The following is a 14,655-nucleotide window of genomic DNA, read 5'->3' as shown; positions in this document are numbered from 1 at the left end:
TGGGAAAGCAAACGGGGAACTGGCATTATGCCATGCAGAGGTATCTCTGCTAGCATCATCCCAACAACGGGAGGCAACATGCGTGCATGGTGGGCGATCGGTGTAGCGGGGGCGGCGGTGGCAGCGCCGGCGGCGGCACAGCAGGCCGTGCAGCAAGCGGTACAGCAGGAGGGCGCCGCGCCGGCGGCGCTGCCCAGCGTGCTGGTGACGGCCCAGCGGCGGCCCGAGCCGGTGCAGGAAGTGCCGTTCAATGTCTCGATCCTGCGCGGCGAGGCGCTCGATGTGCTGGCCGCCAGCGGACGCGATTTGCGCTACCTGGCCTCGCGCCTGCCCAGCCTGCACGTCGAATCCGATTTTGGCCGCTCCTTCCCGCGCTTTTACCTGCGCGGCCTGGGCAACACCGATTTCGACCTGAACGCGGCGCAGCCGGTCAGCGTGGTGTACGACGAGGTGGTGCAGGAAAGCCCCTTGCTCAAGTCCTTCCCGCTGTTCGACCTGCAGCAGGTGGAAGTGCTGCGCGGGCCGCAGGGCAGCCTGTTCGGCCGCAACGCGCCAGGCGGCGTGGTCAAGTTCGAATCGGCGCGGCCGGTGTTCCGGCGCGAGGGCTACGTCAACGCCGGCTATGGCAAGGAGCGCCTGCGCAACTTCGATGGCGCCTTCAACACCGCGCTTGGCGCCACGCTGGCGCTGCGCGTGGCACTGCAAAGCCAGCACCGCGCCAACCGCGTGTTCAACCACCGCCCCGAGGCGGCCACCACCGAGTTCGAGGGTTACCACGACAATGCGGCGCGGGTGCAACTGCTGTACCAGCCCGGCCCCGCCTTCAGCGCGCTGCTGAACGGCCACGGGCGCCGCATGGGCGGGCGTGCCACGCTGTTCCGCGCCAACATCCTGCAAAAGGGCAGCAACGCCCTGGTGCCCGATTTCGACTACGCCAGCCTGCCGACGGACGGCATGAACCACCAGTTCCTGAATACGCGCGGCGCCAGCCTGCGCCTGCGCTGGCAGCTGGGTGCGGGCGGACTTAGCCTGCACTCGATATCGGCGTGGGAGCGGGCGCGCTTTTACAGCCGGGCCGACGTCGATGCCGGCTACGGCTCGGTGGCGCACCCGCCCATGGGGCCGGGGCGCATCGCTTCGCCTTCGGAGACGGCGGATGCGCTGCCGGAACACAAGCAGCTGACGCAGGAGCTGCGCCTGGAATCCGATCCGGCGCAGCGCTGGAGCTGGCTGGCCGGCCTGTACGGCTTCAGCGAAAAGATCCGCATCGACAGCTTCAGCTTCGACACCTTCAACGGCAACCGGCAGAACGCCTACGCCTGGCAGCGCCAGGACAGCCGCTCGGCCGCCGCCTTTGGCGCGGTCACCTGGCGCGCCCAGCCCGGCCTGCTGCTGCGCGCCGGCCTGCGCTACACCAAGGACCGCAAGGACTTCTTCGCCACGCGGCCGCAGCCGGCGCCCGGTGGCCAGCCGATCGCCGGCCTGGCGGCCAACCCGCGCGGCAACGACCTGAGCTGGGACCTGGGTGCGACCCAGGCGCTGGCGCCGGACAGCCACGTCTACGCGCGCGTGGCCACCGGCTACCGCGCGCCGTCGATCCAGGGCCGCATCCTGTTCGGCAGCAGCATCAGCGTGGCGCGCGCCGAGCAGGCCCTGAGCTGGGAGATGGGCTGGAAGCATGACTTCGCGCAGCGCCGCCAGCGCCTCGGCCTGGCGCTGTTCCGCTACACGGTGGACGATATGCAGCTGACGGCCGGCAGCGGCACGGTGAACCAGAACCGCCTGGTGAATGCGGCCAAGGTGCGCGGGCAGGGCGTGGAGATCGAATGGCTGGCGCGCCCCAGCAGCGAGTGGACGGCCAGCCTGGGCGCCAGCTACAACGCCACACGGATCCGCGACCCGGGCCTGTTCGTCATCCCGTGCGGCAACGGCTGCACGGTGCTCGACCCGCGCGGCACCGCGCCGAACAATGTGTTCGTCAACGGCAACCCGCTGCCGCGCTCACCGCGCTGGATCGGCAACGCCACGCTGCGCTACAGCCAGCCCTGGCGCGGCGGCGAGCTGTACGCCTACACCGACTGGGCGTACCGCGGCAAATACAACTTCTTCCTGTACGAGGCGGTGGAGTACAAGGCGCGGCCCTTGCTCGATGGCGGCCTGCGCCTGGGCTACCGCGACGGGCGCGAGCGCTACGAGGTGGCGGCCTTCGTGCGCAACCTGCGCAACAAGCTGGTGGCGGTGAACGCGATCGACTTCAACAACTTCACGGCCGTGGTCAACGAACCGCGCACCTATGGCGTGCAGGTGAAAGCCAGCTACTGATACTTGGCGGCCATGCGCAGCCATTGCGGGTCGTCGCGCATGCGCTTGACGATGGGCGACAGCTTGTCGTACAGGTCGTTGCGCCCGAGCGGGACCAGGAAGCGGCGCTCGGTGGCACGGCCCGGCAGGTCGACCAAGGTCAGGCTGCCGTTCAGCGCATGCAGGCGCACGAAATAGCGCGCCACCGATTCCGACACGGCCACGCAGTCGATGCGGCCGCGGCGCAGTTTTTCCAGGTTGATCTCCTCGCTCATCGCATCCTGCCGCACCAGGCCGTGGCGCTGGATCCATTCATCGATGCCGGGGTAGACGTAGCCCAGCGTGAGGCCAATGGTCTTGCCGTTCAGCGCGCCCGGCACATCGGGCTGCAGCGGCTTTTCCGCGCGTGACACCAGCACGAAGCGGTCGACCGCGAACGGCATGGTCCACAGGTATTTTTTCTGCGCCAGGTCGTCAAACCATTGCGGCATCATGCCGATCACAATGCCGTCCAGCGATCCGTCCTCCAGCCGCATCTGCAAACGCTTGCGCGGCAGGTAGGCCAGGCGGAAGCTGGTGCCCTGCGGCGCCTGCTTGTTCAGATAGTCGATTGCATCATGATAGATGCCGCGGCTGCCGTCGATGACCAGGGGCGCAAAGTTGGCGCTGGTATATACCGTGATGGTGTCGGCCCTGGCTGGCGCCAGCAATAGCGTCATGACCAGCATTAGCGAGGGCATTAGAAATTTCATAGACGCACTATAGCAAAGCACCAATACTTGCCGCATGAAAGTTAAATTCTTCATTCGCAATTGTTTCGCGCTGCCGCAACACTTCTGGTGATTGAGAAAGAGATTTTCGTGATTAATTCTCACGAATTGTAACGTTAGGCAGTATTTCGGCATATGATCAATTCACGGGGTAACGCGGTGCGCCTGCACCTCCGATTGATCTTTTTTCTGGGAAACTGCCATGAATCCTACCTCACTCCTTGGCCAGCTCAAGCTGGGCCACAAATTCATGATTCTCGGCCTGATTGCTGCGTTGCTGGCAATTATCCCGGCTTACCTCTACATGCGTGAAGCAGGCAAAGTGCTGCAAGCCTACCAGGGTGAGCACGAAGGCTTGCCGGTGGTGGTCGATGGCCTGAAGGTAGTGCAGTTCACCCAGCAGCACCGCGGCCTGTCGGCGCTGGTGCTGGGCGGCGTGCAGGCGGCCGGCGAAAAACGGCGCGCCAAGCAGGCCGAGGCCGACGCTGCCTACGACAAGCTGGAACAGGCCGCGGCCGCACTGGGCGACAAGGCCATCATCGAGGCGATTGCCGCCGCCAAGCAGGAATGGCAGGCGCTGCGCAGCGGCGTGGCCGAAGGCAAGCTCACCGTGCCGCAAAGCTATGCGGGCCACACGGCCCTGGTACCCAAGCTGCTCAAGGTCAATGAACTGATCGGCGACGCCTATGGCCTGAGCCTGGACCCCGACAAGGACAGCTACCAGCTGATCCAGGCCATGTTCTACCAGTTGCCGTGGCTGACCGAGGAAACCGGCAAGACGCGCGCCAAGGGCGCCGGCCTGCTGGCGAAGAAGGAAGCTTCGCCGGAAGACCGCATGCAGCAAGCCTCCATCATGGCGCGCGTGACCGACCGCCTGGACCAGACCGCGACGGCTTTCGGCAAGGCGGCCATCGCCAATCCCGATATCGACGCCAAGCTCGGAACGCAGATGCGGGCCGCCGGCGACGCGGCGCGCAAGATTGTGGAGTTGGGGACCGAACAGATCGTCAAGGCCGATCCGCTGACCTATTCCGGCGAGGAGTGGGTGGCGCGCACCACGGCGGCCATCGATATGCAGTTCGCCCTGAACGAAGCGGCGGCCAAGGAGCTCGATCTCATGCTGTCCGATAAGATTTCCGGCTTCACGCGCCAGCGCTGGATCATGATCGTGTCGATGATTGGCCTGTTCGGGCTGGCGGCCTGGATTTGCCTGCTGATCGCGCGCTCGGTCACGGTGCCGCTGCAGAACGCCATTGCAGTGGCTGAGGAGGTGGCGCAAGGGAAGCTGGACAATGATTTCGACGTCGGCCCGCCGAACGAGGTCGGGCAGCTGCTGCGCTCGCTGAAGACGATGAGTGAAAGCTTGCGCGGCATTGTGTCGGACGTGCGCGCCAGCGTGGACCAGATCAACGCCGCCAGCCGCGACATCGCGACCGGCAATGCCGATGTGTCGGCGCGCCTGGAGTCGCAGGCCTCCAACCTGGAAGAAACCGCCTCGTCGATGGAGGAACTGACGTCGACCGTCAAGCAGAATGCCGACAATGCGCGCCAGGCCAACCAGCTGGTGCATAGCGCCTCCGACGTGGCCAGCAAGGGCGGCGACGTGGTGTCGCAGGTGGTGCAGACCATGGGCGAGATCAACGACAGTTCGCGCAAGATCGTCGATATCATCGGTGTGATTGACGGCATCGCCTTCCAGACCAATATCCTGGCGCTGAACGCGGCCGTGGAAGCGGCGCGCGCCGGCGAGCAGGGACGCGGCTTCGCGGTGGTGGCCTCCGAAGTGCGCAACCTGGCCCAGCGTTCCGCCTCGGCCGCCAAGGAAATCAAGGACCTGATCAACCGCAGCGTGGACCGGGTCGAGCAGGGCAACCGGCTCGTGGGCGAGGCCGGGCAGGCCATGCAGGAAGTGCTGCAAAGTGTGCAGAGCATCACCGTCATCATGCAGGAGATCGCCACCGCATCGGCCGAACAGGGCAATGGCATCGAGCAAGTCAATATGGCGGTGACCCAGATGGACGACACCACGCAGCAGAACGCGGCGCTGGTGGAGCAGACGGCCGCCGCTTCGGCCAGCCTGCAGGACCAGGCGCAGAACCTGGTCAAGGCGATCAGTATCTTCACGCTGGGGAATGAGGAGCGGGCGGCGGCTCCTGCGCCACGCATGGTGCAGGCCGCGCGGCGCATGCCGGGCAATGTGCGCGCCTTGCGCGCCGCCTCGGTATAATTTCCTGCATGGAAAAGCTCAGGGATATTGCGACCATCATTGCGGAAGTGCAGCGTGGGGAACTGGTGTTCCCCACCAGCGTCAATGCCGCCCTGGCCCTGCAGCTGGCGCTGGCCGACCCCGATTGCCATGACGACGAGGTGACGCGCCGCGTATTGGGCGAACCGGTGCTGGCGGCGCGCGCGGTGGCCCTGGCCAATGCCGCCGTGTTCCGGCGCCATGGCGCGCCGCCGGTCACGGGGGCGCGCGCCGCCGTCTTCCGCCTGGGCTACCGTAACCTGTATTCGCTGGCCGCCGCCATGGTGGTGCGCCAGTTCGGCGCCCGCCTGCGCGACCCGCAATTGCGCGAGCGCGCCGAGCAGCTGTGGAAGTATTCAGCCCATGTGGCGGCCATCGCCTACCAGGTGGCGCGCCATATCACGCGCAGCGACCCGGACACCGCGCTGTTTGCCGGCATCGTGCATGAGGCCGGGAATTTCTATCTGCTGGCGCAGGCGGACCAGGTGCCGGGTGTGCTGGATGAGCTGGGCCCGCGCATGGGGCCGGTGCAGGAAATCGTCACGCGTGAAGTGCTGCGCAAGCTGCAGGTGCCGGAGCAGGTGGCCGCCACCATCATTTCCCTGCGCGATGGCGCCATCAGCCTGCCGCCGGCCGGGCTGCGCGATACCTTGCTGCTGGCGCGCCACCTGTCCCCGGTGCTCTCGCCGCTGCCGGCGCCGCAGGATGATTACCTGGTGCGGCGCGCCGACATGGTGCAATGCCTGGAAGCCTTCCCCGACCTGGCCCAACTGCTCGACATCGCCGCCGCCGAGGCGCGCTCCATGGGCAGCGCCTTGCTGGCCTAAGGCTCGAAATCGAAATCCAGCAGTTCATCCACTGTGAATGGCAGGGCCGCCGGGAATAGCGCCGGCGCCAGGCCTGTTTCGCGCGCCGCCTGGCGCACGGCAATCGGATAGGCGCCCGTCGCCTCGTCGGGCAGGTCGTGGCGCAGGCTCGGGTAGCGTTTGACGAGCTGCTCGATCCTTGCGCGTTGCTCGGAGAGGGTTTTGCGCCAGCTACGCGACTTGCGCCGTGGCTGGTAGCGGCATTTGAGCAAATGGACCTCCAGCACGCGCAGGCGGCTGGCGAGTTGGTGCCGGATATGCGAGGCCATGCTGGTCAACTCCTCATACAGGTTGGGGATGTCGAGCAATTCGAACTTGCGGTCGCGCAGCAAGGCGGCCTGGGTTTCGACCCAGGGGATGAAATCTTCGTCGTAGGCGGTATGGTTCATGGCTAGCCCTCCCTCAGGACAGGCTAGGCGCTGGCATGCGCCCCAGTCAAGCGCGACCGGGGCGAAGTCTGGGGCAAATCAGGCGCGGGATTGCTCGAGGATGCGTACCAGGGACTCGATGCCCTCCGCATCGACCGCATCAAAGCGGCCCGGGCGTGGGCTGTCCAGGTCGAACACGCCGACCACCTCGCCATCCTTGCCGAAGATCGGCACCACCAGTTCCGAGCGCGAGGCGGCGTCGCAGGCGATATGGCCCGGGAAGGCGTGCACGTCCTCCACCACGATGGTGGCGCGTTTTTCCACGGTGCTGCCGCACACGCCGCGGCCCTTCTTGATGCGGATGCAGGCAGGCTTGCCCTGGAATGGACCCAGCACCAGTTCATCCGGCCCCTGCATGAAGTAGAAGCCAGCCCAGTTCAGGCCCGGCATGGTGTTGAACACCAGCGAGCTGGCGTTGGCGGTATTCGCGATCCAGTCGGACTCGCCGTGCACCAGGCCGCTCAATTGCGAGCGCAGGTCGTCATACATGGCGCGTTTGGCTTCCGGGGTATCGGTGCTGTAGGTAGTTTCAGTCAGGGAAAAAGACATGTTGCCACTCGGTATGTTACTTAGGTCGCCGACATCTTACCAGCAATCGGGGTACCTTGCGCCCCATGACTACTCATCATCAAATCCGCAAAGTACTGCGCGACGTGTTCGGGATGGAACACCTGCGCCCCGGCCAGCAGCAAGTGATCGACAGCGTGCTGGCAGGCCGCGACACGCTCGCCATCATGCCGACCGGCAGCGGCAAGTCGCTGTGCTACCAGATCCCGGCCGCGCTGCTGAAAGGCAGCACGGTGGTGGTCTCGCCGCTGATCTCGCTGATGAAGGACCAGGTGGAAAAACTGGACGATATCGGCCTGCCGGCGGACCAGTTGAACAGCAAGGTGCCGGCCGGCGAACAGCAGGAAGCGCTGCAGGGCCTGCGCGAGCGGCAGGAACGCATTGTGTTCTGCACGCCGGAGCGGCTGGCCACGCCGGACTTCATGTCGCTGCTGCACAAGGCCGATATCGGCCTGGTGGTGGTGGACGAGGCCCATTGCATTTCGCGCTGGGGACACGACTTCCGCCCGGCCTATCTCGATATCGGCGCCGCGCTCGATGCGCTGGGCCGTCCGCCGGTGCTGGCGCTGACGGCCACCGCCACCGACGAGGTGGTGGACGATATCCGCCAGCAGCTGGGCGCGCCAGCCATGCGGGTGGTGAACACCGGCATCTACCGGCCCAACCTGCACCTGGGGGTGCGCCAGGTCACCAATCCCGACGAACGGGCTGCCGAGGCGCTGCGCCTGGTGCGGGAAACCGAAGGCAGCGGCATCATTTACACCGCCACCGTGAAAGCCGCGCAGGACATGCTGGCCGCGCTGGAGGAGGCGGGCGAGAGCGTGGCGCTGTACCACGGCAAGCTGCATGCGACGGAACGCCGCCAGAACCAGGAAATGTTCATGTCCGGCGCGCGCCGCGTGATGGTGGCTACCAACGCCTTCGGCATGGGCATCGACAAGCCCGACATCCGCTTCGTGATCCACCTGCAGGTGCCGGCCAGCCTGGAAGCGTATTACCAGGAAGCGGGGCGGGCCGGGCGCGACCGGGAAGTGGCCGATTGCACCCTGCTGTACTTCCACGAGGACAAGCGCGTCCAGCAGTTCTTCCTGGCGCGGCAATACCCCGATGCCGCATTGCTGCGGGCGGCGTTCGATGCCGTCGCTGCCGGCGAGCGGCCGCGCGACAAGCGCAGCCAGGTGGCGCTCAAGTTGCTGAAGGAAGGCGGCTGGCTGCGGCAGGACCGCAAGCTGCAATACCGCCTGGTGGGAACGGCGCCGCGGCCAATTGACTTGGACCGGCTGGCCGAGCAATATCGTGAGAAGCAGGAGCGCGACCGGGAAGCGCTGGCGCAGATGGTGTCCTATGCACAGAGCGGCTACTGCCGCTGGAAACTGCTGCTGGACTATTTTGGCGACCAGTCGGCCGGCATCGAGCGCTGCGGCGTGTGCGATAACTGCATCGCCCCGCCGACCATAGACAGCGGGATCAATTAGGAGCCAGGCATGGCGGACATGGTGGTGGTGCGCAAGGAGGGGCTGTATTGCGTCCCGGGCGATTTCTACATCGACCCCTGGCAGCCGGTGCCGCGCGCCGTCATCACCCACGGCCACGGCGACCATGCGCGGCCCGGCCACGGGCACTACCTGTGCGCGGCGCCCGGCGCGGGCATCCTGCGCACGCGGCTGGGCGATATCACGGTGCAGGGGCTGGCGTACGGCGAGCCGGTGCTGCACCAGGGCGTGCGCATATCGCTGCACCCGGCCGGGCACGTGCTCGGCTCGGCCCAGGTGCGCATGGAGTACGGCGGCGAAGTATGGGTCGCTTCCGGCGACTACAAGGTGGAGCCGGACGCCACCTGCGCCCCGTTCGAGCCGGTGCGCTGCGATTGCTTTATCACCGAATCGACCTTCGGCTTGCCGATCTACCGCTGGCAGCCGCAGGCCCAGGTGTTCGACGAGATCAACGCCTGGTGGCGGCGCAATGCGGAGGAGGGGCGCTGCAGCGTGCTGCTGTGCTACGCCTTTGGCAAGGCGCAGCGCATCCTCAGCGGGCTGGATGCCAGCATCGGCCCGATCGTCTGCCATGGCGCGGTGGAGCCGCTGAACCGCATCTACCGCGAGGCGGGCGTGGCGCTGCCTGCCACGGTCATGGTGGGCGATATCGACAAGACGACGCTGCGCCAGGCGCTGGTGCTGGCGCCGCCGTCCGCTGCGGGCTCGCCCTGGATCAGGCGTTTCGGCGATTTCAGCGACGGCTTTGCCAGCGGCTGGATGCAGCTGCGCGGGGCGCGCCGCCGGCGCGGCGTGGACCGCGGCTTCGTGCTGTCGGACCATGCCGACTGGCCAGGGCTGCTGCAGGCAATCCAGGCCAGCGGCGCGCAGCGCGTGATCGTGACGCATGGTTCGATCCCGGTGATGGTGCGCTGGCTGTGCCAGAACGGCCTGGATGCGAAGGCCTTCGATACGGAGTTCGGCGACGACGAAGCTGCGGAGGCGGGCGATGCGTGAATTTGCCCGCCTGTATGCGGAGCTGGACGAGACCACGGCCACCAAGCGCAAGCTCGATGCGCTGCAAGCGTATTTCAGCCGCGCCGCGCCGGAGGATGCGGCGTGGGCGGTGTACTTCCTGGCCGGCGGCAAGCCGCGCCAGGCGGTGCCGGTCAAGCTGCTGCGGCAGTATGCGACCGAATACGCCGGACTCGATGAATGGCTGTTCGACGAGTGCTACCACGCGGTGGGCGACCTGGCCGAGACCATTGCCCATATCCTGCCGGCGCCGCGCCGAAGCAGTGCGCTCGGCCTGGCGCACTGGGTCGAACAGCGCATTGCGCCGCTGCGCGGTGTGCCGCCGGAGCAGGTGCGCGAGGCGCTGTTCGGCTACTGGGATGAACTGGAGACGCGCGAGCGCTTCCTGCTGGTGAAGCTGATCGGCGGCGGCTTTCGCGTCGGTGTGTCGCGCCTGCTGGTGACGCGGGCGCTGAGCGCCATCGCAGCCGCCGACAGCAAGCTGATTGCCCAGCGCCTGATGGGGTGGACCGATGGCAGCGTGCGGCCCACCGCGCAGGGCTTCCTGCAGCTGATCGCGGCGCCGTCGGCGACCGAGCACGCGGAGCGGGGCGGGCAGCCGTATCCATTCTTCCTGGCCCATGCCTTGCAGGCCGACCCTGCCACGCTGGGGGAACTGGCAGCCTGGCAGGTGGAATGGAAATACGATGGCATGCGCGCGCAGCTGGTGTCGCGTTCCGGTTCCAGCTGGCTGTGGTCGCGCGGCGAGGAGCTGATCTCTGAGCGCTTCCCGGAGCTGACCGCGATTCCCTTGCCGCAGGGGACGGTGGTCGATGGCGAAATCCTGGTGTGGCCGCCCGGCAGCGCTGCACCGGCGCCGTTTGCCGCCCTGCAGAAGCGCATCGGCCGCAAGACGCTTAGCGCGCGCCTGCTGGCGGAGCTGCCGGCTGTGCTGGTGGCCTATGACCTGCTCGAACTCGATGGCGTGGATGTGCGCCAGCTGCCGCAGCATGAGCGGCGCGTGCTGCTGGAGCAGCTGGTGGCGCAGATCGATCACGCCGCGCTGCGCCTGTCGCCGCTGGTGCAGGCAGACGGCTGGGAGCAGCTGGCCGAATTGCGGCGCGAGTCGCGCAGCCGCGGCGTGGAGGGCATGATGCTGAAGGCGCGCCAGGCGCAGTACGGGGTAGGGCGCACCAAGGACGTCGGCACCTGGTGGAAGTGGAAGATCGATCCTTACAGCGTGGATGCGGTGCTGGTGTATGCGCAGGCGGGGCACGGGCGGCGTGCTTCCCTGTACACCGACTATACCTTTGCGGTATGGGACCGGGTGGACGGCGGCGAAGCGCGCCTGGTGCCGTTTGCCAAGGCGTATTCTGGGCTGACCGATGCGGAAATCGCGCAGGTGGACAACGCCATCCGCCGCACCACCGTCGAGCGCTTCGGGCCGGTGCGCAGCGTGAAGCCGAGCATGGTGTTTGAAATCGGCTTCGAGGCGATTGCCCTGTCGCCGCGCCATAAATCGGGGATTGCGGTGCGTTTTCCGCGCATCCTGCGCCGGCGCGAGGACAAGGCTGTCGAAGATGCCGACACGCTCGACACCCTGCGCGCCTTGCTGGCGCAGGCGCCGCCATGAGTCCCGCTTTCCCCCGGCCACGCCCGCTGCCGCCGCGCCGCGCCGCTGCCGCTGCCGCCGCGCCGCATGAGCCACTACCGTCCGAACCGCCGCCCGACCAAGAGCCTTCCGTCGCGCCGCCAAAGGCGCGTGGGGCCGTGCGTGCGGCGACGCTGCTGGCGCCGTCGCGCGCGCAGGTGGAGTCCTGGTTCGCGGAACGCGGCTGGCAAATATTCCCGTTCCAGCGCGCGGTATGGGACGCAGCGCAGCAGGGCAGGTCCGGCCTGCTGCACGCCACCACCGGCTCGGGCAAGACGCTGGCACTCTGGCTGGCCGCCCTGCAGCGCGCGCAGCCGAGCCGCCAGCAGGGCCTGCGCGTCTTGTGGATCACGCCGATGCGCGCGCTGGCCGCCGACACCCTGCGCGCGCTGCAGTCGAGTGCCGCCGAGCTGCTGCCCGGGTGGCAGGTCGAAGCGCGTACCGGCGACACCGACAGCGCCGCCCGCGCGCGCCAGGCGCGCCAGCTGCCGCACGCCCTGGTGACGACGCCGGAGAGCCTGACCGTCCTGCTTAGCCGGCCCGATGCCGCGGAACTGTTCGCCCAGCTCGATATGGCCATCGTCGACGAATGGCACGAGCTGATGGGCAATAAGCGCGGCGTCCAGGCCCAGCTCGCGCTGGCGCGCCTGCGCCACTGGCGGCCCGGGCTGCTGGCCTGGGGCTTGTCCGCCACGCTAGGCAACCTGCGGCAGGCCTGCGAAGTGCTGGCCCCAGGCGGCGAAATCATCGAAGGCCAGTTGCCCAAGGCGCTGCAGGTCGATACCCTGATCCCGGGCCACCCGGCGCGTTTCCCTTGGGCCGGCCACCTCGGCATCCAGATGCTGGAGCCGGTCGCCAACGAAATCGCGCAGCACGCCAGCACGCTGGTGTTCTGCAATACGCGCTCGCAGGCCGAGCTGTGGTACCAGAACCTGCTCGCCGCGCGGCCGGAATGGGCCGGCCTGATCGCCCTGCACCACGGATCGCTGGACAAGGAGGTGCGCGACTGGGTCGAGCAGGGCATCAAGCAGGGCAGGCTGAAGGCCGTGGTCTGCACCTCCAGCCTCGACCTCGGCGTCGACTTCCTGCCAGTCGAGCGCGTGCTGCAGATCGGCAGCGCCAAGGGCATCGCGCGCCTGCTGCAGCGCGCCGGCCGTTCCGGCCACGCGCCCGGCCGCAGTTCGCGCATCACGCTGGTGCCCACCCACAGCCTGGAACTGCTGGAAGCGGCCGGCGCCAAGGAGGCCGTGCGCGAGCGCCACATCGAAGCGCGCCAGCCGCCCGAGAAACCGCTCGACGTGCTGGTGCAGCACCTGGTCACGGTGGCGCTGGGCGGCGGTTTCCGCAGCGAGGAACTGTACCGGGAAGTGCGCAGCGCCTGGTCTTATCGCGCCCTGGCCGAAGACGAATGGCAATGGGCGCTGGACTTTGTGGCGCGCGGTGGGCAAAGCCTGACCGCCTACCCCGAATACCGGCGCGTGCTGCCCGACGAGGACGGCGTCTACCGCGTGCCCGACGCCGCCATTGCGCGCCGCCACCGCATGGGCATCGGCACCATCGTTTCCGAAGCGGTGGTGCAGGTCAAGTACCAGAACGGCGGCACGCTGGGCAGCGTGGAGGAGGGCTTCGTGGCGCGCCTGTCGCGCGGCGACCATTTCCTGTTCGGCGGCCGCATCCTGGAATTCATCCGCCTGCACGAGATGACGGCTTACGTGCGGCGCGCCAGCGGCGCCAAGGGAGCAGTGCCGCGCTGGCAGGGCGGCAAGATGCCGCTGTCGTCCGAACTTGCCCATGCGGCGCTGGAGCAGCTGCGCCGCGCCGGTGAAGGGCGTTACGAAAGCCCGGAGATGCAGGCCATCCGCCCGCTGCTGGAGATCCAGCAGCGCTGGTCGGCCCTGCCGACGCCCGGCACCACCGTCATCGAAGCCATGCAAAGCAGGGAAGGGCAGCACCTGTTCGCCTACCCGTTTGCCGGCCGCGCGGTACACACAGGCCTGGCGGCACTGCTGGCCTACCGCCTGGCGCGCAGCCGGCCCGCCACCATTTCTATCGCGGTCAACGACTATGGCTTCGAGTTGCTGGCGCCGGAGGCCATGCCGTGGCGGGAGGCGCTGGAAGGCGGCGCGTTCAGCACCGACAACCTGCTGGAAGACGTGCTCGCCAGCCTGAACGCAGGCGAACTGTCGCAGCGCCGTTTCCGTGAGATCGCGCGCATCGCGGGCCTGATCTTCCAGGGTTATCCGGGCCAGCCGAAAAGCAACCGCCAGTTGCAGGCGTCGTCCTCGCTGTTCTTCGAAGTCTTCCGCAAGCACGACGCCGGCAACCTGCTGCTGTCGCAGGCCCAGCGCGAGGTGCTTGAACAGGAACTGGAACTGGGGCGCCTGCGCGCCACCCTGCTGGAACTGCAGCGGCGCAGCGTGAGCTTCCATGAAGTGCGGCGCGCCACGCCGTTCGGCTTTGCGCTGATGGTGGAGCGCTTCCGCGAAAAGCTCACCACCGAGCGCCTGTCGGAGCGCGTGGCGCGCATGCTGCGCGAGCTGGAAAAGGCGGCCGGTCCATGAACGCCTGCGCGCTCGAACTGGCGGGCGAACGGGTGCTGCTGCTGGCGCAGAAGGCGCTGTACTGGCCCGCCGCGCGCACCCTGATGGTGGCCGATATCCATTTCGGCAAGGCGGCCAGTTTCCGCGCCCTCGGCGTGCCGGTGCCGCGCGGCACCACCAGCGAGAACCTGGCGGCGCTGGACGCGCTGCTGGGCGGCTACGACATCGCGCGCATCGTGTTCCTGGGCGACTTCCTGCACGCGAAAGCGGCGCAGGCGCCGGCCACCCTGCAGGCGATGCTGGCCTGGCGCCGGCGCCATGCGCATCTGGAGCTGCTGCTGGTGCGCGGCAACCACGATGTGCGCGCCGGCGATCCTTCCGCCTTACTGGACATCACGCTGGTCGATGAGCCGTTCCGCTGCGGCCCGTTTGCGCTGTGCCACCATCCCGGCCTTGCCGGCGAAGCCTATGTGATCGCGGGCCACGTGCATCCGGTCTACCAGTTGCGCAGCGGGCGCGAATCGTTGCGCCTGCCGTGTTTTGTCGTGGGCGCGCGGCGCGCCATCCTGCCGGCCTTCGGTGCTTTTACTGGTGGGCACGCATTGATTCCAGAGGACACGGATCGCCTGTACCTGGTGGCGGAGGAATTGATTTTCCCAATTGAAATAAGGTAGGCGATATCCTACATTTGTCGCGCTGAACGTCCTATATTACCTGTACAGTGCTTGCACTAACATGAGTTCTCCCGCGCCTACGCACACTGGGAGCGGGGGTCTTTTCCATCCGAACCGAGCAGGGGGA

11 protein-coding genes are annotated in these 14,655 nt (G+C 67.4%); 8 read left to right on the top strand and 3 right to left on the bottom strand.

Annotated elements, in window-relative coordinates; all coding sequences use genetic code 11:
* The first annotated feature begins 78 nt into the window (after positions 1-78).
* Positions 79-2,322 carry a TonB-dependent receptor gene (locus tag ACE3TQ_RS09860; protein WP_374581952.1) on the top strand — a complete coding sequence of 748 codons (2,244 nt, stop codon included), beginning with the start codon at positions 79-81 and terminating at the stop codon, positions 2,320-2,322.
* Here the strand turns inward: ACE3TQ_RS09860 and ACE3TQ_RS09855 are convergent.
* Positions 2,316-3,041, bottom strand: a complete 726-nt coding sequence (locus tag ACE3TQ_RS09855; RefSeq protein ID WP_374581951.1) for a substrate-binding periplasmic protein — start codon at positions 3,039-3,041, stop codon at positions 2,316-2,318. The genes ACE3TQ_RS09860 and ACE3TQ_RS09855 overlap by 7 nt on opposite strands.
* A gap of 232 nt (positions 3,042-3,273) precedes the next feature.
* Between ACE3TQ_RS09855 and ACE3TQ_RS09850 the strand changes: the two genes are divergently transcribed.
* Complete coding sequence (locus tag ACE3TQ_RS09850) at positions 3,274-5,298, top strand: methyl-accepting chemotaxis protein (RefSeq protein ID WP_374581950.1); 2,025 nt, start codon at positions 3,274-3,276, stop codon at positions 5,296-5,298.
* 8 nt (positions 5,299-5,306) lie between these two features.
* Positions 5,307-6,143 carry an HDOD domain-containing protein gene (locus ACE3TQ_RS09845; protein ID WP_374581949.1) on the top strand — a complete coding sequence of 279 codons (837 nt, stop codon included), beginning with the start codon at positions 5,307-5,309 and terminating at the stop codon, positions 6,141-6,143.
* Here ACE3TQ_RS09845 and ACE3TQ_RS09840 read toward each other — a convergent pair.
* Together ACE3TQ_RS09840 and ACE3TQ_RS09835 are read right to left on the bottom strand one after the other, a co-directional pair.
* Positions 6,140-6,571 carry a DUF29 domain-containing protein gene (locus ACE3TQ_RS09840; protein WP_374581948.1) on the bottom strand — a complete coding sequence of 144 codons (432 nt, stop codon included), beginning with the start codon at positions 6,569-6,571 and terminating at the stop codon, positions 6,140-6,142. The two genes, ACE3TQ_RS09845 and ACE3TQ_RS09840, sit on opposite strands and share 4 nt — an antisense overlap.
* Before the next feature lie 78 nt (positions 6,572-6,649).
* Positions 6,650-7,159, bottom strand: a complete 510-nt coding sequence (locus ACE3TQ_RS09835) for a GAF domain-containing protein (RefSeq protein WP_374581947.1) — start codon at positions 7,157-7,159, stop codon at positions 6,650-6,652.
* Positions 7,160-7,224: 65 nt separating this feature from the next.
* Between ACE3TQ_RS09835 and ACE3TQ_RS09830 the strand changes: the two genes are divergently transcribed.
* The 5 genes from ACE3TQ_RS09830 to pdeM are packed head-to-tail and all read left to right on the top strand — an operon-like array spanning position 7,225 to position 14,528.
* A complete protein-coding gene (locus ACE3TQ_RS09830; RefSeq protein ID WP_374581946.1) occupies positions 7,225-8,652 on the top strand; it encodes an ATP-dependent DNA helicase RecQ in 1,428 nt (475 codons plus the stop codon).
* 9 nt (positions 8,653-8,661) lie between these two features.
* Positions 8,662-9,666, top strand: coding sequence for a ligase-associated DNA damage response exonuclease (locus ACE3TQ_RS09825; RefSeq protein WP_374581945.1), 1,005 nt, complete (start codon positions 8,662-8,664; stop codon positions 9,664-9,666).
* Positions 9,659-11,296: an ATP-dependent DNA ligase gene (locus ACE3TQ_RS09820; RefSeq protein ID WP_374581944.1), complete on the top strand. Its 1,638-nt coding sequence runs from the start codon at positions 9,659-9,661 to the stop codon at positions 11,294-11,296. Before ACE3TQ_RS09825 ends, ACE3TQ_RS09820 begins: the two co-directional genes overlap by 8 nt.
* Positions 11,293-13,875 (top strand): ligase-associated DNA damage response DEXH box helicase, encoded by a 2,583-nt coding sequence (locus ACE3TQ_RS09815; RefSeq protein WP_374581943.1) that lies wholly within the window; start codon positions 11,293-11,295, stop codon positions 13,873-13,875. The genes ACE3TQ_RS09820 and ACE3TQ_RS09815 overlap by 4 nt, the downstream gene beginning before the upstream one ends.
* Positions 13,872-14,528 carry a ligase-associated DNA damage response endonuclease PdeM gene (gene pdeM / locus ACE3TQ_RS09810; RefSeq protein WP_374581942.1) on the top strand — a complete coding sequence of 219 codons (657 nt, stop codon included), beginning with the start codon at positions 13,872-13,874 and terminating at the stop codon, positions 14,526-14,528. Before ACE3TQ_RS09815 ends, pdeM begins: the two co-directional genes overlap by 4 nt.
* Positions 14,529-14,655: the final 127 nt, after the last annotated feature.

It is taken from the genome of Pseudoduganella sp., assembly GCF_041914865.1.
Classification (GTDB): domain Bacteria; phylum Pseudomonadota; class Gammaproteobacteria; order Burkholderiales; family Burkholderiaceae_D; genus Rugamonas.
Note: the sequence above shows the minus strand (reverse complement) of the source record. Positions and strands in the feature narration are given on the sequence as shown.